The following is a 23,127-nucleotide window of genomic DNA, read 5'->3' as shown; positions in this document are numbered from 1 at the left end:
CACGCTGTCCAGACCGATTGATATGTCGTATGATGAGCGTGTGGATTGCCGGAAAGGTCGATCACATGGCTGACCATAGCGGAGCCTCGAATCTCTGTCAAATCGCCCCGAGCAAGGCTCTTTCCTGTGTCGTGACGGCACCGGTCATGCCCCGGCCGGGCTGCGATCGTCCTCGGTCTCGTGGCAATAAATCGCGGTATTCTTTCGGTACGTTTGCTCTGTTGTGTCTCCTTCTGGTTCTTTCGGGATGTCAGTTCTTCAACCGAAGTCACACTTTCATTAGCTATAATCTTCCCCTCACCGTGGTGCTCCGAGCCGATTCCAGCGTTGAACAGGCTGTGCTGGACTATCGGGATGCCTGCGGCCAGCCCGCCTTTGTCTATGTGGAAGGCCCTCTACAGGAGGCGCTGCGAAAGAAGTTGGGCATGGTGTTTCAGAAGGTTGTGGTCGACTCTTCCGCTACGCCCGCGGCTGTGGACGGAGTCGTAGATGTCGCATTGGGATTGAAGCAATTGGAGCTTTTCGTGCCGAGAAAGGCAAACCGCGCCTATCCGGCTATCGTGACGCTCGGTCTTGATTTTTCCTATAGTGATGCAGACGGGAGCATCCGTCACAGCAAGAAACTCCAGAGCCAGACTCGCGAAGATGTGGAGGTCACAACCGATTCCTGTGACGTTAAAGGCGTGAACGATTTGGTCCGGGAGACGGTTGATAAAGTAGTGGAAGGCATGGCGCGCGATCTCGGGGACTCGCCCAAGATTCGTGAAGCGGCACAATCGCCAAAGAACCCCCGACCGGTGGCCGCGATTCCTTCGGTGCGCCCGCTGCCGGAATCGGATGCGCCCGTCCGGACTCAGTTCGGGAATCCGCCTCTTCCTCCTGCCGCTCCCACGCCAGCAATCAACCCGGCTGCCTCCGCGATGCCGGCTGCTTCCGCGATGTCAGCTGATCGGCGGGATGGCGGCGAGGCGAGACTCTCATTTCGCACCATCTTTCGCGATGAGAACCGCAATCAAGTGTTGGAACGCGAGGAACGGTTTACGGTTGAATTTGAGATCAAGAATGACGGATCGGCTGCCGCGTATGATGTCGAAATCGATTTTGACGGACATCCAGCCGTCCTTCGGAACTTGACCCATCCCGTGAAGGTAGGGACATTGGGACCCGGTGAAATCAAGCGCATGTCCGTCAATGGCGCCTTAGGGCCGGTGACGGAGGTGGAACAGGCGGAATTGGTCTGTGTGCTGCGGACGGCCGGTTCGGATGCGGCATCGCCGACTGCAAAACGATTTTTGATCGCGATTCGGCCTGATCGAGAGGAAGATGCCGAAGTCTTGTCCGTCGATGTCGACCAAATGCCGTACGGGCCGGGGTCGTTCAAGAATCCCCAGGCCATCGGCATTGCGATCGGCATCGGCCAATTTCGGGACCCCGCCATGCCGGGGACTCTCTTCGCGAATCGGGATGCGGAAATCATGGCGAAGTATTTCAAGTTTTTCATGGGTGTTCCCAGCCAACGCGTGAAGTTGCTGCAGGGCACGCATGTCATGAAGGACGATCTGGCGGAAGTGTTTGAGAAATGGCTGCCGCAGCAAGTCGAATCACGAGGCACCGCGCTCGTGTATGTGTCCGGGCGGGGGGTGGTCGATCCGGTGACAGGGGCCGTCTCCTTGGTTCCCTTTGACGGCAGCGCCGCTTCTCCGTCTCGTCTCTTTTCGTTGGCACGGGTGCAGCGCGCACTGGCTCGCACAGGGGTCCAGCAGGCCGTTCTATTACTGGACTTGTCTCTTGAACCGACTGCGGGGACGGATGTCGCTCAGGGGGCAACGCCCACATGGGACATGTCGGAAAACGGGCAAAAGCCGGATCGCCTGATGTGGATCATCGGCAATAACGCTCTGCAAGATGCCCATGCCTACAGGCCGGGGCAACATGGCCTCTTTACTTACTACCTTTTCAAGGGGCTCCGGGGGGCCGCCGACTTGGATAAGAACGGCACGGTCTTAGCCGGTGAGCTGTGCACCTATGTGCACCGACAGGTTCAAGACGTTGCCAAACACCAGTATGGGAATGCGCAAGAGCCGCTTTGCCTACCGGACGCCGGTCAGTCTTCCCACCTTCGCGTGTTGCCGTTGAGCAAGTCCCATTGAAACAGAGGCAGCATAGGCAAGTTGCCGGATAGCCCCCCGGGGACCGGAGGCCGGCAACGATCTGAGTGGTATGAGGAGCGAGGGCTCTCGTCCGGTGCCTGAACCCGTATGTGGATTTGCATCGATCTGAAAGAGGTGACCATTCATGACCCGTACTCGAGGCATCGTGGTGGGCGTCATGCTCAGTCTACTCAGCATCGGCCTATCGATTCTATTGTTGGAATTCGCGGCAGGACCCCTCTATGAAAAGGCTTCCTATGCCAACGGGAAGCGAACGGTCGCCTATTACCAAGGCAAGGCTTCTTCGTCGGAAAGGGAGGCGGGAGAGTCAGGCCAAACGTCGCTGATGCCCCATCCCTATTTACTCTACACCAACGTGCCGAATTTCCGTGCGGCCGGCTATCAGCAAACGAATTCATTGGGCTATCGAAACGAGGAATTCACCGTCGAGAAGGACAAGGACACCATCAGAATATTATGTTTGGGTGGGTCCACCACGTATATGTGGCCTTACGTGAAGAATCCCAGGGATACCTGGGTGGCGCAACTCGAAGCCAGGCTTCAGGCTATTTCCGGCAAACGGGTCCAAGTGATCAACGGCGGCCTGAATTATGGGACGAGCGCCGAGGCGGTGGCCGGCTATGTCTTCCGCCATCGCCATTTAGAGCCGGACCTGATTATCTATCATGGCGGAGGCAATGATGTGCTACCGTTGTTTTTCGACGGGTACGATCCCGAGTACGCGCATTTTCGCGACCATGGAAGCGGGTTGCGGCCAAGGCCGGGCGAACGTTCGCTCCTGAGTCGGTCCAACATCGCCAAATATCTCTATGCCAGATGGCTGGAGCCGGTGGGAACGGTCTTTTACACCAAACCATTCTGGGAAGTGCCTCGCCAGGACGCGGTTGAACGGGTAAAGCGTACGGATCCGGAAGGATTCCGCCGAAACGTCGACTATCTGGTGTCGCAGGCCAAGCAAGCCGGTTCCCAAATCGTTCTATTTGGATTCTTGCAGGCGCGCAAGGAAAATTTATCCAAGAACGCAGCGGCCTTCACGGGGTATGAAGAGGCTCTCGTGATCGGCCTAGAGAAAACGTATGCGGTGCTGGATGAGGTGGCCCGCCGGTATGGGGTCCCTTTTATCATTCCGCGGCAAGAGAAGTTCAAGGACGAATGGTTTGTGGATAACTGCCATTTGACCGTCGAGGGGGAGGCTATGAAGGCCGAGATCCTGTTCGATGCGCTGAAGGACAATCCGCTGTTCCGAAGGCCGGCCGGCGCGTAGCGGCGTTGAAGAAAAATGATGCTTCAAGAAAAATCAGGCCGGGCTTGTTGTATTAAGCGATGCACGTTGACAGTACTGAAACAGCCTGAGTAAGATGCCCCGTTCAAGGCGGAAGCATCCGCCGCATGCCGAAAGCCGGCGTAGCTCAGTTGGCAGAGCAGCGGTTTCGTAAACCGCAGGTCGGTGGTTCGATTCCACTCGCCGGCTCCAGTTGAAGCGCTTGAATATACGGCCCTTGTTCCGGTGGAGCAAGGGCCGTTTCTGTTTGAAAGTGCTGTGGCTACTTTGCTACCACCCTCTACGGTCGGGACAAAATCGAGGCGGTCGATTAAATCGACGCATGACCAAGCTATTCCTTTACGTCTTCAGCCTATGTTCCATTAGTTCTTTTCAGGATTGTGCAGGGCCCAAGCGACAGTAGAAATCTATTTCGAACTGACCACGCCCCACGAATCCCAACTCCTTGACATGGCGTCAATTTTCTTAATACCATCGTTTACTTCATGTCTACAGTAACCTTGTAAGAGGCTGACAGCAGCCTCGGTCGATGGAGCAGCTTATTGTAGTATGCTCCGCTCCAAGCTCGAATGGTGGGGAGATCTGCGGGTTCAACGCAAGGTTGAACTCGTTCTTTTCGCTATCCTAGCCCCTCTCCTTATTGCCCTCTCTCTTCACGTATATCTGATTAAAACTTTACTCTCTTATCAGGATACCCGCAATGACATCGTTCTCGTGCGAGAACGAATTGGAGAACTCCGCCGGCTGGCAATAGATATCGAGGATGCCTTTCGGGGCTATCTGCTTACAAGACGACTTGAATTTCTGAAGCCAATGCATGAGGCGGAAGCTCGATTGGTTCAAGAGATTGAACGCGCGTCGACTATGACGAGGGACCGGTTTGTACGTCGTAGCGACATGGAGGCAGTCGACAACGAATTGAAGAAGTTTCTGTACTCCAAGCAAGGCTTAATTCGGAAGGTCGAACAGGGAGAGTTTGAGGAGGTTCTCGAATACGTGCGCACCGGTCAAGGTGTTCAGCTAGCCGATACCTTGCGCGCGCAGTTCCGTCATGTGGAAGATCAGCTTGATGATGAAATAGAGCGCTACAATGAACAAGCCATGGATCTCTCGCAGGCTGCATTCAGAGGTCTATTGGTGGCGGTGGTTGGGACCTTGGGGCTCGGATGGCTTGCCGCGTTTGTTTTGGCACGGAGCGTGACGGAGCCTTTGGCACTACTTCGGAACGTCAGCAAAGCTCTTGGGCGCGATCCGGACCGCCAGACGACAGTGATGGATACTGTCGCGCGGATCTCCTCCGGAGATGAGATCGGCGAACTGGCGAGATCCTATGAGGAAATGGCTCAACAGATACGGAGATATCTCCAGGAGTTGGAAACGCTGCAGGCCATCGGGCACGAGATCAATACCATTGGTCCCGATGGTATTACAGGGGTCCTGAGACGGATCACCGATCGAGCTGCCGAGCTGGTGAGAGCCGATCTCTGTCTCGTTCTCTTGCGGAATGAGCAGATGGGCTGTTGGATTATCGAGGCGGCTTCCGGACTTTGGAATGCTCGGCTCTGCAAGAGCGTCATGCTGTGGGAAGAGCTTCCTCTCTGTGCGAGGGCCTTTGAAACAGGCGAACCGGTCAATGGCGAGGGATTGCGGGACAATCGAAGTCCCGAATTAGCGCGCCGAAATCTCATCGGCAACAGTATGTTGGCCGCTCCTCTCTTGAATCAAGGGAAGCCTTTCGGTGTTCTGGTTCTGTTGAGCGAAAGGAATGTTCGGCGCGAGGAGTGGAATGTCAGATTGGCGCTCGGACTGGCGCAAGAAGCCGCGGTCGCCATTTCAAACGCGCGATTGTATGAGATCGTGCACGAGAAGCACCAAACGGTACAGGCACGTCTTCGCCAGCTTGAACAGTTGGCCGAGACTCTCGCCCACGACTTGAAAGGTCCGGGCCAGCGGATGTCCGAGTTGGCGTCCCTCCTCTGGCGTGAATACGGCGGAAAATTGGATGAGCGCGGCAGGCGATGGCTTGACCTCGTCCAGCAGAACGGCGGTGAGTTGACGAACCGTGCCGACGGCATCCTGAGCATCGCACGCCTGGGGACCTGCCGAGCCGCCTCCACGTTCGTCGATTCGCACGCCGTGCTGAGCGATGTGCTGAAGTCGCACGCCGAGGAGTTGGAGAGAGCCCGAGTTCATTTGATCGTGCAAGACAACCTGCCGCTCGTCCCCTGCCACAGCGCCTACTTGCGGCAGATTCTGGACAATCTGATATCAAACTCGATTAAATTCGCCCGACCGGATGTCACCCTGGAGATTGTCATCAAGGCTCGGCGCTGCGGCAAGATGCTGCATTTTAGTGTGGCGGACAATGGAATAGGAATTCCCGCCGCTTTTCGCGAGCGTGTCTTTGAAGCGTTCGTGCGGTTGGATCCGTCCCGAACGAAGGGCAGCGGCATTGGGTTGACCATCATTAAGCGCATTGTGGAATTATACGGCGGACAGGTGTGGGTCGAGGCGTCCGACCAGCCGGGCGCGACGATCACGTTTTCGCTCCCAGCCTTAGAGAATTGGGAGAATTCGACCATCCTTTTCGATCAAGGCACCGCACAGGCGCACATGTAGGCGGCCTATCGGTCCGCTGGGAGAGATGTTATGCGAGCCGGGGATATGACGACCAGTACAGCGGATCGCAAAACCAGGGCTCTGTTCACCGTATTGGTCGTCGAAGACAATGCGACTGATGTCGAATTGATTCTGGATGCGTTGGAGCAGGCGAATGTAAGACCCACTGGGGGCGAATGGGATATAGAGATCCGCGCGACAGCGGAAGGCGCCTTAGATCTATTGCGCGAGCAAGCGGTCGACTTGGTGCTGACGGACATGATGCTGCCTGGTATGACCGGGATTGAGTTGGTCAGCCGCATTCAGGCGATTGATCGAAACCTTCCGGTCTTGGTCGTCACACGGATGAATACCGTTCAGCTTGCGGTCGACACGATGCGAAGCGGTGCCTTCGATTATATTCTCAAACCGGTCAGCCCGGCAGATCTCGAAACCCGGCTTCATCGTGCGATTCGTGTCTCGGAAATTATGAGACGCCAAGCTCTCTATGAGCAGCAAACCGAGCAGGAATTCAAGGCAAGCGGCTTTGTCGGAACGAGTGCGGCGTACCATTCCATCATGCGCAGCATTCGCGAAGCGGCCAAGGTGCGTTCCACCGTCCTCATTACCGGCGAAACCGGGACCGGTAAAGGACTGATTGCGCGGGCCATACATCGGAAAAGCGTGGAACATGCAAAGCCTTTTCAGATCATCGACTGTTCCACCATCCCGGAAGGCGTCATGGAAAGCGAGCTCTTTGGGCACGTCCGGGGAGCGTTTACCGGCGCAGTCACCGATAAGTCCGGTCTGATTGAGATGGCGAATGGAGGCACCATTTTCCTGGATGAGATTGGAGAACTGCCGCTGTCGTTGCAGGCCAAACTGCTGCGGGTCCTGGAAGACAATGAAATCAGGGCCGTCGGCAGCACGAGGGTTCGGCGGATCGATGTGCGGTTTATAGCGGCGACGAACCGCAGTCTGGAAGAGCAGATTCAACGGGGCGCTTTCCGGAAGGATCTTTATTATCGCCTCGCGATCATTCCCCTCAACATTCCGCCTCTGCGCGAGCGGCCGGACGATATTGCCAGCATTGCCGACCATTTGCTGGCGCAGTTAGCTCGAGAAATGGGTAAGCCGGGCCTCTATCTAGAGCCGTCCGCGACGGAGGCATTGAGTAGATATCATTGGCCTGGAAATGTGCGCGAGTTGCGTAACGTGATCGAACGGGCCGTTATGATGGCAGACGATGGCCCGATCTCGGGCGCGGAAATCCGCGGTCTGTTGACGCCGCTATCCACGGGAACCCCGCAGCCCGAATACGGATCGCTTTATGCGGATCTTCCCTACATGGAGGCCAAGGAAAAGGCGCTGGCCGACTTCACGCGTGCGTATCTGCGTGCCAAGCTTGCTCAGCATGAAGGGGTCATAACCAAGGCGGCCGACAGCAGTGAGATACCTCGTCAGCATTTCTCTTTGTTAATGAAAAAGCATCTACAAGGCGCCACTACCGATTCCGAGTTGTAACCGGCTCCTCCATATGTTCAGCATATCGACATATGCGTAACGCGCACATCGCCGTATGCCGAACACTGATCCATAGCCTCACATCCGTCCTCTCTTTTCCTTCGCATCTCGCAAAATCCCCGTAAAGTCAACCGCATAGTGATTAGGCGCAACCCTAGGATATGTGGCAGCACCCTTGCTACGCCGCATCGGTATGTCGTTGTGTGTGCCCTCGGCGGCAGCGTGGAAGGAGGTGAGTGATAACGCGAGGCATAACGCGGGCAGTAACGGTGAGTGCGGCCACTTATTACGGAGGTGCATCCATGGTTCTTTCACGTCGGCAATTTTTGAAACTTTCAGCAGGTACCGTCGCAGTTGCTGTCTTGGCCGATAGGGCCTTGGCATTGACCGCGCTCCAGCCGGTGGTGGAAGTCGGCAATCCCTTGGGGGAATATCCGGATCGGTCCTGGGAACGGGTCTATCACGATCAATATCGGTATGATTCTTCCTTTACCTGGTGTTGTTCACCGAATGATACGCATGCGTGTCGGATTCGGGCCTTCGTCCGAAACGGCGTGGTGATGCGCGTCGAGCAGAATTATGATCACCAAACCTACGAAGACCTGTACGGGAACCGTGGGACCTTCGCCCACAACCCGCGTATGTGCCTCAAGGGATTCACGTTTCATCGGCGGGTCTACGGACCGTACCGATTGAAAGGTCCGCTGATCCGCAAGGGATGGAAACAATGGATGGATGACGGGTCGCCAGAACTAACGCCGGACACCAAACGGAAATATAAGTTTGACAGCCGCTATCTCGATGACATGGTTCGCGTGTCCTGGGATACGGCGTTCACCTATGTCGCGAAGGGTCTCATTGTCATCGGAACCCGGTACAGCGGGGAAGCCGGAGCCCGCCGTCTGCGTGAACAGGGGTATGCGCCGGAGATGATCGAGATGATGAAAGGTGCCGGCACGCGCTGCTTCAAGAACCGAGCGGGAATGCCGGTCTTGGGTATTGTCGGCAAAATGGGGGTTACGCGAATGAATGGGGGCTGTTATACGCTCCTCGACTCGTGGATTCGCAAAGTGGGACCCGATCGGGCCCAAGGGGGCCGCTATTGGTCAAACTATACGTGGCACGGCGATCAGAATCCCTCCAATCCCTGGTGGTGTGGCGCGCAAGCGTCGGACATTGATCTCTCGGACATGCGCTTCTCCAAGCTGAACACCAGCTGGGGCAAGAATTTCGTCGAAAACAAAATGCCGGAGGCCCATTGGAAGTTGGAATGCATTGAACGAGGTGCCCGTGTCGTCGTGATTACCCCTGAATACAACCCGACCGCCTATCGCGCCGATTATTGGATGCCGCTGCGGCCGCAATCGGACGGCGCGATCTTCTTGGGCGCGATGAAAATTATTGCCGATGAAAACATGCACGACATTGATTTTCTGAAAGGCTTCACGGATGCGCCGATCCTTGTCCGCACGGACACGCTGCAATTTTTGGATCCGAGAGACGTGATTGCAGGGTACGAGTTCCCCGATTTTTCCAAGAGCTATTCCGGGCGAGTCCAGACCCTGAAGGCGGAACAAGTGCAACGGCTGGGCGGCATGATGGTCTGGGACTTGAATAAGAAGGCGCCGGTTCCTCTCCATCGAGAGCAGGTCGGATGGCATTATCAAAACAGCGGCATCGACGCGGCACTGAATGGAACGTACCGCGTGAAATTGCTCAACGGGCGTGAAGTCGACGCGATGCCGGTGTGGCAGATGTACTTGGTGCATTTTCAGGATTATGACCTGGACACCGTCCATCAGATCTGCCGGACGCCGAAGGATCTTTTGGTCAGATGGGCACGGGATTCGGGAACCGTTAAGCCCGCCGCCATCCATAATGGCGAAGGCACGAATCATTATTTTCATATGACGATCAACTCTCGTGGTGCGGCGATGGTGCTAATCGTCACCGGCAACGTGGGCAAATTCGGGACGGGTCAACATACCTGGGCGGGCAACTATAAGGCCGGCGTGTGGACGTCCACGCCATGGTCCGGTGCCGGCTTGGCGGTGCATACCGGCGAAGACCCATTCCAAATTACGCTTGATCCGGATGCGCACGGCAAAGAGATCAAGACCAAATCCTACTACTACGGGGAAGAGGTCGGCTATTGGAACCATGGCGATACCGCCCTGATCGTCAATACGCCGAAGTATGGTCGCAAGGTGTTCACCGGCAAGACCCACATGCCGAGCCCGAGCAAGGTGCGGTGGGTTGCCAATGTCAACGTACTGAACAACGCGAAGCACCATTACGATATGGTGAAGAATGTCGATCCAAGTATCGAGATGTTGATTACGCAGGACATTGAGATGACCTCGGACGTCAACCACAATGACGTGGCCTTCGCCTGCAATTCCTGGATGGAATTCACCTATCCGGAAATGACCGTCACGGTGTCCAATCCGTGGGTCCAGGTTTGGAAAGGCGGCATTCGCCCGTTGTACGACACCCGCAATGATCTCGATACGGTGGCAGGGGTCGCCTCGAAGCTCGGTGAGATTACCGGTGATCAGCGGTTCCGTGACTATTTCAAATTTGTCTATGTCAACCGTGTAGACGTCTACGTTCAACGCTTGCTCGATGCCTCGAGCACGTTCTACGGCTACAGCGCGGACGTGATGCTGAAGTCGGAAAAGGGCTGGATGGTCATGTGTCGGACCTATCCACGTCATCCGTTCTGGGAAGAAACAAACGAATCGAAACCCATGTGGACGCGAACCGGGCGGTATGAAAACTACCGCACCGAGCCGGAAGCGATCGAGTATGGCGAAAACTTCATCTCCCATCGGGAAGGGACAGAAGCCACTCCCTATCTTCCGAATGCCATTTTCACGTCCAATCCGTATGTTCGGCCGGACGACTATGGGATTCCGATCACCGCGCAACACCATGACGACAAGACCGTGCGCAATATCAAGATGCCATGGTCAGAGATCAAGCGGCACTCAAACCCATTATGGGAGAAGGGCTACCAGTTCTACTGTGTGACGCCCAAGACCCGGCATCGGGTGCACAGCCAGTGGTCGGTGAACGACTGGGTACAGATTTACGAGTCGAACTTCGGCGATCCGTACCGGATGGACAAGCGGACGCCGGGCGTCGGTGAGCACCAATTGCACATCAACCCGCAGGCGGCGAAAGACCGCGGGATCAATGACGGCGACTACGTCTATGTAGACGGCAACCCGGTGGACCGGCCGTATCGCGGCTGGAAACCATCGGACCCTTATTACAAAGTCGCACGATTGATGATCCGGTGTAAATACAACCCGGCGTATCCGTACCACGTGACGATGGCGAAGCACGCCCCCTACGTGTCGACGGCGAAGTCGGTGAAGGGGCACGAGACGAGACCGGACGGCCGCGCGATTGCCGTCGATACCGGGTATCAGTCGAACTTCCGGTACGGCGCCCAGCAGTCGTTTACGCGGAGCTGGTTGATGCCGATGCACCAGACCGACTCGTTACCGGGTAAGCATGCCGTCGCCTGGAAATTCAAATGGGGGTATCAAGTGGACCACCATGCAATCAACACAGTGCCGAAGGAATGCTTAATTCGCATTACGAAGGCGGAAGACGGCGGCATCGGCGCCCGGGGTCCGTGGGAGCCGGTCCGGACCGGGTTTACGCCGGGTCAGGAGAACGAGTTCATGCTCAAGTGGCTCAAAGGCGAACACATCAGGATCAAAGTCTAAGAACCCTGAGGCGCACGGAAGCGAGGATTGCATCCCTCTCGTCTCGGCCTCACGTCTAACGGCTACGGAGGAGGAATCAGCCATGCCTGAAGTTTATAACTGGCAACTGGGCCGGAAGATGCTGTACCCGTACGAGGAGCGGCATCCGAAATGGCAGTTTGCCTTTGTGTTCAACATCAATCGATGTTTAGCCTGTCAGACCTGTTCGATGGCGGACAAGTCGACCTGGCTGTTCTCGAAGGGCCAGGAGTACATGTGGTGGAACAATGTGGAGACCAAGCCGTACGGCGGGTATCCCCAGTTCTACGACGTGAAGATCACGCAGTTGATCGAGCAAGTGAACCCGGGGGGGCAGGTGTGGAACGTGCGGGTGGGCCGCAAGCACCATGCGCCCTACGGGGTGTTCGAAGGGATGACGATTTTCGACGCGGGGGCCAAAGTGGGCCAGGCGGCGATCGGCTACATCCCGACGGACCAGGAATGGCGGTTCGTCAACATCTATGAAGACACGGCGACCTCGATGCGGGCCCTGGTGGAAGGCATCGACAAGTCGGGCTTCAGCCGGGACGAACCGTGGCGGCTGTCCGGGAGCAGCCTCCCGGAGCATGAAACGTTCTTCTTCTATCTGCAGCGGATCTGCAATCACTGCACGTATCCGGGCTGTCTGGCGGCGTGCCCGCGGAAGGCGATCTACAAGCGGCCGGAAGACGGCATCGTGTTGATCGACCAGAACCGCTGCCGCGGGTACAAGAAGTGCGTGGAGCAGTGCCCGTTCAAGAAGCCGATGTACCGGGGGACGACCCGGGTGTCGGAGAAGTGCATTGCCTGCTATCCGCGGATCGAAGGGAAGGATCCGTTGACGGGCGGGGAGCCGATGGAAACGCGCTGCATGGCGGCCTGCGTCGGGAAGATCCGGATGCAGAGCCTGGTGCGGATCGGCGAGGACGGCCTCTGGGCGGAGGATCGGTGGCATCCGCTCTATTATTCCATTCGGGTAGAGCAGGTGGCCTTGCCGTTGTATCCGCAGTGGGGCACGGAGCCGAACGGCTTCTACATTCCGCCGCGGCACAGCCCGCGGGGCTACGCGCGGCAGATGTTCGGGCCGGGCGTGGACAATGCGATCGAGAAGTACCTGGTGCCGAGCCGGGAGTTGTTGGCCGTGCTCCAACTCTGGAGAGCGAGCCAGCAGATCATCTTCCGGTACGACGTCATTCCAGGCCCGAAGGTGTTCGAGACCCAGATTCACGGGAAGCGGTTCGAGATGTTCAACGATACCGTGCTGGGCTTCAACAAGTCGGGGAAGGAAGTGGCGCGTATTCAGGTCGAAGAGCCGATCTACATCAGACCAGCTGAGCGGGTGAATTGGCTCTAATGACGGGCGTGATCCCGGCGCCCACATCCCGCGCACGGGCTAGCAAAACCTGGTAAGCCCGGGCAAAGGGGGCGCCCTCTTGTAACCAACGCTCTAGAGTCGAGGAGGAGCGTTCCTCCTCCTCGCTCTCCCGTTGCTTATCGTAACTCAGCAGGATTCATTTCACCGTGCATGGTTTAAGACGTCTGCGCAGACGTATTCCGACCGGATTGGTTTGGCTACTCCTCCCCTGGGGTTCCTTGTTCGAAGGGTGCAACGCCGACCCACATATCTTCGCGGTTTCTCTAGAATCGCCGGCGAATTCCGTTTCGACTCAGGCAATGGCGAGTATACAACCCGCATCGGGGACCCCTATAGGGCTTCGCCAATTTACTGATAGCCGGAGGGACACGGCTACCCTCGGGGCCAAGTCTAGTCGGTGGGGAACGCTAGATTCATGCCTTTTCACCATCAAAGGTGGCGATCTCGGGACAGCGACAGCGAAGGCCATGCTCCGCTATCTCAAAGGGGTGGGATGGCAAGTTCGGATGGTGGAACCAGGGAACGCAAAGGTGCCAGTCCTTTTGATGACTGGGGAAATCATTGAGATGCACGTCAATGCTGTGAGCACTCTACTCTCGACTCATGTGACTACGAGCGTAACCTTAATCCTTGAAGAACGAGATCGGAAAACGGGCAAGCGGTTATCTACGAGATTAAGCCAAGCCGATTCTAAAGACGTTTTGTGGTTTGACCCGACCGATGCCGAAGCCTTGCTAAACGAATCTTTAGCGAAAGTGTTTCGCCAGTGGACTCCGGGCTCCGCGGGAACACCTGCATGAATCGCGCGACATCATCGTTTCGGCATTCACGGCGCGAAACTGATCCGTCATATCGGTCGGTTGCATCCATTTGACCTGCGACCCGATTGTTGTGGGCTCGGCCGGAGGAAGACCCCTATGCCCGGCTGTAAGAGCTGGAAGTTATTGTAGTGACTGCGGTTTGCGCTCACTTATTCTCATCTGCTACCACGGTGCTACCAGGACAGGAGAGAGGCGCGAGACGGATGGTCGTCTTGCTGGCGAGCACACGAAGGACTGATTGAGACTCTCGCCCCATGTGCGACGAGACATTAGAGTCATTGGTGGCAATTAGTCACTTCCTCGCGCCTCCGCCAAAGTCACCCTCTCCATGGTCTCACCGGTGTGGATGACTATTTCATCAAATAAAGCTTTGAGTTCGGCTTGATAGACCTGCTGCGTGGCATCCCTCGGCTCGTCTGCCATGAAGGCTTTGATCGAAACTGCCCATGTCCTAAGAGTTTCTTTCCCATACCTGACCTCATCCGTCAGATGCAACGCGCGCCCCTCGACTCTGGCCAGCCCGGAGTGAATGAGCCGCGTGGCTTTCTCAGGCGCCAATTGCTTGGCATAGATATTCCCGAGCTGTTTGTGCATCGCAGCCGCGACCTGGCGTCTGAGTGCCTGCTCATCAAACCGAAGTCTATGCGCTTGATGGCGGGCATGGAGGTCCGCCCCAGCCAAATGTTCGCGGAATTCATCGAGCGAACTGACTTCGTAGGTGTAGAGATTCAGAAGACGGCAGAGCGAATGCGTGCAGTCTACAAACCACGTCACAAGAACCGCCGCGACAACTAATGCGACCAGTACAAGGAGCAGGCGACGAGTCACAACGCACCTCGGTTCCGTGGCGACTCGACCTTAGCTTGGATGATTCATTTAGTCTGGAGCAAGCACAATCTCTATGCAAGGGGCTTAGCTTGAAGACTGAGGGCACGAAGCCTATCAGATCCATATTAGGGTTCTACCTAGTAGGGCGCGAATACAAAGTTGTACAGAATTAGCCTGTGTTGTGCCGGCGGCTTATCCCCGGTATTCGTGTCCTTCTAATAGCTTGGCCACTATCATCATTTCGCGGGAGGAATACCATGCGATCCTGGATGACAATAGCATTACTTGTGTTGCTGTCAGGCTGCAGCAATACGATGTGGGCGAATAAGCCGACGGTCCCTGAAACGAGCCGAACGGCGGTCGTACATGACGTGCGCGTTTCACTGACGGACATCGTGCCGGCGGAACTCCGCGTCAATGTTGGAGACGAGGTGCGATTTATCAATGATAAAACGCAACCTGTTCGCATCATTCTGATTGAAGCGGGGAAAAGTATTGCCTGTAACAAAGGGTTTAATGGCTTGATTGACCAAGAAGCGGATATCAAGCCGGGACAATATGCGAGTTTCTGCTTTAACAAAACGGGCGCCGTCAAATACATGGCTCGTGAGCAGCAGGCCGTGACCGGGGGAGAGCAAGTGTTATCCGCGCACATACTCGTCGGAGGAAGCGCGACGCGTCCGGTGCGCACCCGAGAGAGCGTCCCGCCACCGGGACGATCAGAGGCAGAGACAGATTTGAAAGTATCCCCTGATAGATGACGACTTCCCGGCTATGTCACATGCCGCTGCAACGGAAACAGGAAGGTGAGACAGCAGCGTAAAGCTGCCTCATCTTCCTTCTGCCGATCTGCCTCCTCTTTCATGCGGATACGCCTATGTAGACCAACCCGGTCCAAGTCCCCGTTCACCGTGAGGGCGATCCCTGATTAAACGTTGCACCAGGCCATTCGGCAAGCGAACAGCTTGTCCATTCGGAACACTTCCCACTTTAGGGACAGACGGTGTCTATCGGTGCGCTTCACCTTCGTCCTATACGTGGAACAATCAGCTTTGAACAAGTCGTCGTTCGTCAGACTGCACGACCGGAATCCCCCCGTCGCCATCATTCCCGAATGGCATGCCGCCATTCATTGGAAAGCACTCTTCCATTGCCGGCTCGGCAGTGATCATGTCATTGCTCGGCCGACGCTGTCGGCCACGCTGGTCCACGTGAAAAACGAGCTGCATGATGCGGAACCCTTCGCCAGCCGCGGCTGGCAAGATGCCGCACTGTCAGTCATGCCGCAGTAACCAACGCGTGGAAGGCACCGCTTACGTGAAGATCGCAGGCAAATTCATGGGCACCGGCCTGGCTCGGCCAACGAAACGTTCCGCCCGAGAGACCATCGCCGGATTTCACCGTCCAAATACGAGTGATCAAGACACCGTTGCATTCATTGAACGCGCTGCTGCGTGCGTATGAAGATTTTGATGTCACGGACGGGACGTTGGCTGTCTTTAGCGAGTTGGCGGTGAAAAACGGCCATCTGCGCGGGTACGTGAAGCCATTCATTAAAGATGTCACCGTCTAATGATTCCACGCAGGACCAGCCGTCTCCATAGAATATCGGTTGTCTCCAACAAGCGGTCACTCTATACGCAGTGTGATGTCTTCGCATGGCCTATGTGGAGAAGACCTTCAAAGGTAGGCCATATAAGCGGATGATAAATGCACGCATGAGCCTATATATCGACTATACGTGAAAGTGTTGCTGGTCACTCATGGCCGGAGCCGTGCGCGACGGATTCCTACGCGTGGGTTGCATTCAATGAACCCCAAGGTTGTGAATACCTGGGCGAAATAACGGGTAGCCAGGGAAACTTTTTCGTGCGGGACAGACCGGCGGCTTGGGCCAGGACAGTGGCAGCATGGAACAAACGAATGTGACGTATACGGGGTTGCTTATAAATGTCCTCCACGCAAAGTGAACTCTCTCTTCCGGCTCTTCTCCTATTGCAGTCTAGTACGCTTTGGAAGAGTCCTGCCTTCGAGGCCTTCAATATGAACGAATCGATCGGCTGACGCGAGACACGATATTTAACTTGAACCAAGTGCCGAGCGCGAGAGCGAAGAGGGCCGACAATCGTTTTGCGATTCTCCAAACACTGCTGCTCAAGAGCAGTCGTGAAAATGTCGATTTCGTCTCAGGCAAAATCGCCGTTGTACCTACGCAAGGAGGGTATCGACGGACAAATCCGTCCGTAGTCCATTGGCCGCCAGCCATTCTGGATTGAAAAGCCTCGACTGATACTTGGCGCCGGAGTCGCACAGGATCGTCACGATGATCTGGCCCGGTCCACGCTCGCGCGCCAGCCTCACCGCGCCCGCGATATTGATGCCGGAGGACAGTCCGAGAAACAGACCCTCCTCGCGCAGGAGCTGGTAGAGGATGGTGAGCGCGTCCTGGTCGGGGATACGCCACGCGCTGTCCACCGCGATTCCCTCGAGGTTCTTGGTCACGCGAGACTGGCCGATGCCTTCGGCAAAGGAATCGCCGTCCTTTATGTCCGTGTTGCCGTTAGTAAACCATGACCACATGGCCGCGCCATAGGGGTCGGCGCATCCGATAACGATGTGCGGATTGCGCTCCTTGAGATACAGCGTGGTTCCGCCCAACGTGCCACCGGTACCGACGGCGGACACAAAGGCACTTACCTTTCCGGCGGTCTCTTCCCAGATTTCCGGGCCGGTGGTGCGATAGTGCGCGAGGCGGTTCGCTGTGTTGTCAAACTGGTTCGCCCAGAACCAGCCCTTTTCCTCCGCCAGGCGCCGGGCGACATGGTTGTAGTTGTCCGGATTGGAATACGGCTTCTCCGGGACGGTGCGAACCTCCGCACCCAGCGTGCGCAGGAGGTCGATTTTTTCCTGCGACTGGGTTTCGGGAATAATGATGACGGAATGGTAGCCCCTGGCGTGGCCGATCAAGGTCAGACCGATACCGGTGTTGCCGGCCGTTCCCTCGACGATGGTGCCGCCAGGTTGCAGCAGTCCTTTGGCCTCGGCGTCGAGAATGATGCCAAGTGCGGCGCGGTCCTTCACCGATCCGCCGGGGTTCATGAATTCGGCCTTGCCGAGGATTTCGCAGCCGGTCAGTTCCGAAAGGCGGCGCAGGCGGATGAGCGGGGTGTTGCCGACATGGCCATCCACCCCATGGTACTGTAGCGTGGTCATCTGCGTATTATTGCCGGCCATTGAATGACATTACCCAACGTAAGACTGGTATGGATGTCGTTATCAGAAAGCATGAGGATCGTGTTTCTTCTGAATACTGCTTTACGGTACAAAACGCAAGAGGGTTTGCGGGGCGAAGATTAACGGCCAGCGGCCTCTGCTCGGGCCTTGGAACATCCGAAGCTGACCGAATACTATGGGCCCGCGCAAGGCTTTCCTAAGCCACGATGAATATCCGGGGGGTCTCATGACCGGTGGCGTTCGAATCGCCTCCGAATCGTCTTGACTGCTGATGAAGAATAGCTCCACACAAGTCATCAGCTGGCTGCATTCATGGAGCGGTCTGCAAGCGAACACATCCTCTCACCGATGTCGGTGTTGCATTTTGTACGATTCGGCGGCAGCACGAGGCGCTGGCTTTATTTCGTGATGGGGCTGACGGCGAGCGGGGTGATTGCGACAGGCCTTGTTCTATGAACCAGCAAGCGGCGGAAGTATCATGCCGGCAGTACTATCAGCCTCGGCCTGGTTGAAGTCCTGAATGTGGCGACGGTGGGCGGGTTACTGGTCGCCATTGCTGTGTTCTTCTGGGTCAATCGACTGTTACCGATGCCACTCTTTGACCGGTCACTATGGGAGATCCGGTGTTTCTTTGTAGCCTGGGTTCTCTGTCTCGTGCATAGTCTTTCCCGAGCAGGATCCCTCCTTGCCTGGAAACAGCAACTGTACGGCGCGGCGGTCCTGTTAGGATCCTTGCCGCTACTCAATGGGCTGACGACGAAGAGTCATCTGTTGATGACCGTGCCGAGAGGACAGTGGGCCCTGGCGGGTCTCGATCTCACAGCGTTGACGGCGGGTGCGCTCCTGGCCGCGACAGCCAGGCGCATTGGTCGAGCGGCTCGAACAAAGTAGAGGGGATCCATACGGCAACCAAATTGCTTCCGTCCTTCGCCAGAAAACGCAGAATTATAACGGACGATGGGATCGAGGCCAGGGCTGCGGCCCCATCGATGTGACTGCCGTCCTGGCTGCGTTTGACTGACGATTCAGTCGTCGCGCCGAAACTTCACTGACGATTGAGAGTTCTTGTCTCTTTCGGCCAAGAAATCCGCCAGTTTCGCCAGACAATATTGGCAGAGGTAATCCGACACGACGGGATGTTCTTCACAACCCACGCATATCGGCTCGCCTCGAAAGTGTGAAACCAAACTGCGAAGCATACGTGCATTGTCACATGGTTCCGGATTTCCGTAAGCTAAGAGATCCCCTAGAATTGGTCAAAACCGAGAAAAGTTTGGCGGGCAGACGTCTTAAGACTAGTTTTCATCTGTTTTTCATCCCTCCCTCATGTCGGGGGACTACTGTAAATTGGAGAGCAGGCCATCATCTGGTGCTGGGGCAAGGTTGCCTTCAGCGATTCTTTCGCAAACCTTCATGAAAGAAGCCGGTGAAACAGGCCTGAAAAGCCTTTTGTATTGTTGATCCCAATGGTTACTTCGAATTGCAATTCATCCGGGTATGGCTGTCGTCTGCGGGCGGTAGGACTCTGTATCGTTCTCTTTGGCATCGGCGCCGGATGCGCCACCAGCCCCAAGCCTTCTCCGACGGCAGATCTTCAAGGCGATACAGAGGAATATGTGGTGGAGAGCTATTGTTCGCCGGCTGTCGGTCCCCCGGTCGATGGCCCGAAAGCCGCGTTTCCCATTCAACTCAGGGTTCAAGCGGAACAGGAAAGAACCGAGAAACTCTTATTCCTCTCGCCTAGGACCCGCCAAATCGCGCAGATAATCGGCGTTGAAGACCTGGTGTTAGAAATCCCGATACTCGAACGAGAGGTCTCACGCAATGTGGAGGGGGCCCGTTTGCGGCTGCTCGAGTTGCGCCAGGAGCTTTCCGATCAGCTTCTCTTGGCACTGTTCGATGCGTCCAGTGTGGCGGCGGAACTGGAGTGTGAGAAGGGTCGTGCCGAAGCGTTGGCGGCCGGCCTTGATGAAATACAGAATGACATTCAACAACGACGGACTGTCATTGCCCTCCTTTCCGATGCGACGGCCGGTCTTTTGTCCGGCATATTTCTCTTCGGCGGGTCGGAGGTGATGGCAGGGGCGGCGGATGTTGTGGGGAATATCTTGCAGGGCAGCTACGGGTATGCTGCCTTAGGCGGTCAGCAGCAATATCAATTATTGCAGCAGCGCAATCTCATGCAGGAAGTCTGGGAGGGACCGGAATACTCCACCCTGTATCCGGAGTCTGTATGGCGGTTTTTGAATTGGCCACAAAACAACGAGCGCGCGCAATCCCGCCGCGATGTCATCATACAGGATTGGAAGAAACACCTGGGGGAGGCGGGATCAGAGAAAGAGGATCGACAAAAGCAGCTGTTCTTTGGGGAGGGCGGCGTGTATACCGTCCCGGATTTGCGACATCGTGCGGAGATGCTTGATCGTCTGAAAGCCGCGGTGCGGCTGATGAGTCAGGATTTGAATCTCTTGTTCAAAGAGACGCTGGGACACTTGTCTGGAATGGCCAGGTTGGCCCACAGCCGATCGCGTCTCGTCGAATGATTCGGCCTCCCCGGGCGTTCGAGTTATGTCCCCCGCGCGCGTGTTGTGAGAAACGGTGAATTATCTCCAATGGAAAGGATACGTAGCTTGATGAACCAGCGAGCCAATGGCTTGTGCGAAAAGTGCCGGCATCACCGGGCCGTCAATGGACCGCAGTGCCTCTATTGTCGGGGAAGGAATCCCACGAAACGAATTCATCAACGTCTGCTTGCCCGCTTGTACTCTATGGTCTCGAATCCGATGAGTATCTTCCATTACGCCCCCGAGCTGCGCCGGTAGGCCGGACCGATCGGCCCTACCAGACAGACTCCAGCCAGGTAAAATCAATGGCCGTGGCTAGGGTGTTTACGAGTAGTTCAGCGTTGTCGATCATGGTATGCCTGCCGCATGTGTAGAAGTTGCGGCCGGCATGAGGCAATTCGCGGAAAGCAATGTCTGATTTGTGCGGCCAAACGGCCCAGTCATTCCTGGCTCCGATATCTTCTGCATTTGTTCATCTTCTTCCCGGGTAAACCGTTCATACCACGTTGATGAATTCCACCTGCACCAGGCCGCGCTGTTATTTGCGGGCGATGCCTTGATCCGCAAAGGCGCTCTCGATCATGAATCTCAGGTCGCTTGCAACAGTCGCGGGGTCCACCGCCGGACCGATTTCAATCCAATATTGCAATGAAAAAACGAGCGCCCCATCCTTAAACTCCTCCAAGAGGACATAAGGCTCGGGTTCTTTCAAGATTCGGCCGTGCCGCAAGGCCAAGTCCACGAGCAGATCTTTTACCCGACGGCTCGCAGGTCCCTCCACCACGGTCAACTGAAGGGAGTATCGTTTTCTATAGCTGGAGTACGTCCAATTCGTGAGATTCCGTTCCAGTAGATTGCTGTTTGGAATGAGCGTTTCGACCCCCGTGCTGTCCCGGATGGTGGAAGAACGCAATCCGATTGTCGTCACGGTCCCGCGAATCCCGTCCACCTCAATGACATCCCCGACGCGAAGGGGACGCTCCACAAGGAGGAGAATTCCGCTGATTACATTTTTCAGCAGGTTTTGAGTGCCGAAGCCCACGCCGATAGCCAAGGCGCCGCCGAGAAACGCGAACGCCGTCAGCGGAATTTTGACCGACATGAGGGTGATAATGACCAGGATCGTAAAGAGGAAGGCCAAAGCCCATTGGCGAATGATATTGGCGACATTCGGATCGATATGGAATTTGGTGATGGCTTTTCTTTCGGCGAACCGGGCCAGAATGATCGAGATCCAGTATCCGCCCAGGAGAATCGCAAGCGCTTTCAGTACCTTGCCCACCGTGATGCTGCGACGGCCCGTGATCGTCTTCCCTTCAACCTCGATCGTGTCTTCGGCGGAAAATAGTTCAATGTTCCAGGCGTTGTTCACCGAAGCGGCCGCCGACGTCCCCCATTCTCGCAGTCGTTCGGACAGCGGCCTGGCGTGCCGGCGCTGTTTAAACTCCGCCTCTCTGTGATCGATAAGTTGAAGGATGGTATCGGTCTGCTGCAGCACGCGCCGGTACATGTCCTCTCGATGCCGAAGTACGCCGATCATATCTTGAAGATGTTTGGGGCTGGACCGAGGGCGCTGCTCCTCCATGCGGCCGGTGAGTTCATTGATTTGGCCCGCCACCATGGCAAGTTGCTGAAAGCAGTATTCTCTCCAGCCTTGAATGAGTTTTGCGGCGGCGGTGAGCTTGCTCACTGCGTCACGCTCCTCCGTAATCGGCACGGTGCCATGAAGCGACGCAAACCGCATTTCCCAGATCCGCCGTTCCTGCCGGACACTGTCCAATAACTGCCGAAGCAGGTCGAGGTTCAGATTGATATTGTCGTAGCGAAGTCGCTGAAGCTCGAGTGTTTCAGTCAAGCGAGCCAGACGACCCTCGCCTGGACGGGCCGCCTTCTTTTTCGACTCGGACACCGCGCGGTGGGCGGAGGTCACCTCATGTTCCGCGGCCGAGACGGCGCGGCGCTGGACGGATTGCTGGAGCACGGCCTGTTCGATCTCCGAAGCCAAAGCCTTGTGTTCCTCGTCCAAGCGCGCCGTGATCTTGTCCAAGTCCTGCTGAGTGAATTGAACGTCCTGCTCCGCGGTCTGTCTCTGTCGATCAAGAAACGCACGGCGGCGGTCCGCTTCGGTTAACTCTTCATGAAGCACCTTGCGGGAAGTGTCCAGCATACTTGCTTGAGCGGCGGCGGCGCGTGTGCGCAGATCCGCCAGTTCACGGGTCCACGTCAATTGTTCCAACTGCACGGGGTCGCGCACGCCTTCGAGGCGTTCCGCCGCTTGGCGCGCTTGTTCCTGTGATTTACTTAACGTGCGGCCGGTTGTTTCGATCAGTCGTTCGGTCATCGAAAGCCGGGTCTCAATGCCCTGTGCCGTGAAGGTCATGGATCTGAACGCATTGCGCAAGTCGTCCACCATCAACACGGAATACGGCGGGGATTCCGGAAAGCCGTCCCATTCCTTGCTCTGCCGCTCGACGTCCCGGACTCGTTGCTGCGCCTGCGCGAGCTTGCCGATTTCATCAAGGTGGCGATCATACGTTTGCACGAGTTGCTGCAACAATGACCGGCGTTCCAACAGTTCGGATTCCGAGACACCCGGCGGGGCGCCCTTCCGTAAGGTGGACGGCTTGTCTATCTGGGCCAGTTCTGTGGCCGCCTGCGCCCGCTTTGCCTGCAAGTCGGCGGATAGATTTCCGGAAGCGGCGGGCTGATCCGGCTGAGCGGCCGGCTCGCCGGAAGAGGGATCGGCTGATAATGGAGCGGCTCCTGCAAGTGAAGGAGATGTACACAGCAGACCGAGCAGCACGGCGGAAAGCATGACAAATGGATACCGCACGATAATCGATGCCTCCTCAATATGTCATGGGATGATACAGCCGATCATGCAATCTTGATTGAGTTTGTACAAGCCGAGATATGAACGGGCTGAAAAGCCGTGTGGTCGGGAAGTAGATTAGCGATTCCGCCCATACTAC

At 56.4% G+C, this 23,127-nt stretch carries 14 protein-coding genes and 1 tRNA gene; 12 read left to right on the top strand and 3 right to left on the bottom strand.

What is annotated here, in order from left to right:
* Positions 1-29: 29 nt before the first annotated feature.
* From ACWGXE_RS18115 to ACWGXE_RS18085, 7 genes are all read left to right on the top strand, one after another.
* On the top strand, positions 30-2,150 hold the full coding sequence (locus ACWGXE_RS18115) for a hypothetical protein (RefSeq protein WP_447599421.1): 2,121 nt from the start codon (positions 30-32) through the stop codon (positions 2,148-2,150).
* Positions 2,151-2,295: 145 nt separating this feature from the next.
* On the top strand, positions 2,296-3,435 hold the full coding sequence (locus ACWGXE_RS18110) for an SGNH/GDSL hydrolase family protein (protein WP_447599420.1): 1,140 nt from the start codon (positions 2,296-2,298) through the stop codon (positions 3,433-3,435).
* A 134-nt stretch (positions 3,436-3,569) separates the two neighbouring features.
* Positions 3,570-3,645 (top strand) — tRNA-Thr (locus tag ACWGXE_RS18105).
* Positions 3,646-4,002: 357 nt separating this feature from the next.
* Positions 4,003-6,072, top strand: a complete 2,070-nt coding sequence (locus ACWGXE_RS18100; protein ID WP_447599418.1) for an ATP-binding protein — start codon at positions 4,003-4,005, stop codon at positions 6,070-6,072.
* A gap of 30 nt (positions 6,073-6,102) precedes the next feature.
* Positions 6,103-7,575, top strand: a complete 1,473-nt coding sequence (locus tag ACWGXE_RS18095; protein ID WP_447599417.1) for a sigma-54-dependent transcriptional regulator — start codon at positions 6,103-6,105, stop codon at positions 7,573-7,575.
* Positions 7,576-7,877: 302 nt separating this feature from the next.
* The gene (locus ACWGXE_RS18090) at positions 7,878-11,315 is read left to right on the top strand and encodes a molybdopterin-dependent oxidoreductase (protein ID WP_447599416.1); all 3,438 of its coding nucleotides are present in this window, start codon (positions 7,878-7,880) and stop codon (positions 11,313-11,315) included.
* Positions 11,316-11,397: 82 nt separating this feature from the next.
* Positions 11,398-12,687 carry a 4Fe-4S dicluster domain-containing protein gene (locus ACWGXE_RS18085; RefSeq protein ID WP_447599415.1) on the top strand — a complete coding sequence of 430 codons (1,290 nt, stop codon included), beginning with the start codon at positions 11,398-11,400 and terminating at the stop codon, positions 12,685-12,687.
* 1,130 nt (positions 12,688-13,817) lie between these two features.
* On the opposite strand, the gene ACWGXE_RS18080 is transcribed toward ACWGXE_RS18085, so the two are convergent.
* Positions 13,818-14,357, bottom strand: a complete 540-nt coding sequence (locus tag ACWGXE_RS18080) for a hypothetical protein (protein WP_447599414.1) — start codon at positions 14,355-14,357, stop codon at positions 13,818-13,820.
* Between the two features lie 257 nt (positions 14,358-14,614).
* Between ACWGXE_RS18080 and ACWGXE_RS18075 the strand changes: the two genes are divergently transcribed.
* The 3 genes from ACWGXE_RS18075 to ACWGXE_RS18065 all read left to right on the top strand — a co-directional run bounded on the left by ACWGXE_RS18075 (position 14,615) and on the right by ACWGXE_RS18065 (position 15,930).
* Positions 14,615-15,118: a cupredoxin domain-containing protein gene (locus tag ACWGXE_RS18075; protein ID WP_447599413.1), complete on the top strand. Its 504-nt coding sequence runs from the start codon at positions 14,615-14,617 to the stop codon at positions 15,116-15,118.
* Positions 15,119-15,409: 291 nt separating this feature from the next.
* Positions 15,410-15,649 carry a hypothetical protein gene (locus ACWGXE_RS18070; RefSeq protein ID WP_447599412.1) on the top strand — a complete coding sequence of 80 codons (240 nt, stop codon included), beginning with the start codon at positions 15,410-15,412 and terminating at the stop codon, positions 15,647-15,649.
* 122 nt (positions 15,650-15,771) lie between these two features.
* Positions 15,772-15,930 carry a hypothetical protein gene (locus ACWGXE_RS18065; protein ID WP_447599411.1) on the top strand — a complete coding sequence of 53 codons (159 nt, stop codon included), beginning with the start codon at positions 15,772-15,774 and terminating at the stop codon, positions 15,928-15,930.
* A gap of 635 nt (positions 15,931-16,565) precedes the next feature.
* Here ACWGXE_RS18065 and ACWGXE_RS18060 read toward each other — a convergent pair.
* The gene (locus ACWGXE_RS18060) at positions 16,566-17,591 is read right to left on the bottom strand and encodes a cysteine synthase A (RefSeq protein WP_447599410.1); all 1,026 of its coding nucleotides are present in this window, start codon (positions 17,589-17,591) and stop codon (positions 16,566-16,568) included.
* 522 nt (positions 17,592-18,113) lie between these two features.
* On the opposite strand from ACWGXE_RS18060, the gene ACWGXE_RS18055 reads away from it, so the two are divergent.
* Both ACWGXE_RS18055 and ACWGXE_RS18050 read left to right on the top strand, forming a co-directional pair.
* Positions 18,114-18,482: a hypothetical protein gene (locus tag ACWGXE_RS18055; RefSeq protein ID WP_447599409.1), complete on the top strand. Its 369-nt coding sequence runs from the start codon at positions 18,114-18,116 to the stop codon at positions 18,480-18,482.
* A 575-nt stretch (positions 18,483-19,057) separates the two neighbouring features.
* A complete protein-coding gene (locus tag ACWGXE_RS18050; RefSeq protein ID WP_447599408.1) occupies positions 19,058-20,134 on the top strand; it encodes a hypothetical protein in 1,077 nt (358 codons plus the stop codon).
* Positions 20,135-20,693: 559 nt separating this feature from the next.
* On the opposite strand, the gene ACWGXE_RS18045 is transcribed toward ACWGXE_RS18050, so the two are convergent.
* Positions 20,694-22,988, bottom strand: a complete 2,295-nt coding sequence (locus ACWGXE_RS18045) for a mechanosensitive ion channel domain-containing protein (protein ID WP_447599407.1) — start codon at positions 22,986-22,988, stop codon at positions 20,694-20,696.
* Positions 22,989-23,127: the final 139 nt, after the last annotated feature.

Source organism: Nitrospira sp. Nam80 (genome assembly GCF_965152575.1).
Note: the sequence above shows the minus strand (reverse complement) of the source record. Positions and strands in the feature narration are given on the sequence as shown.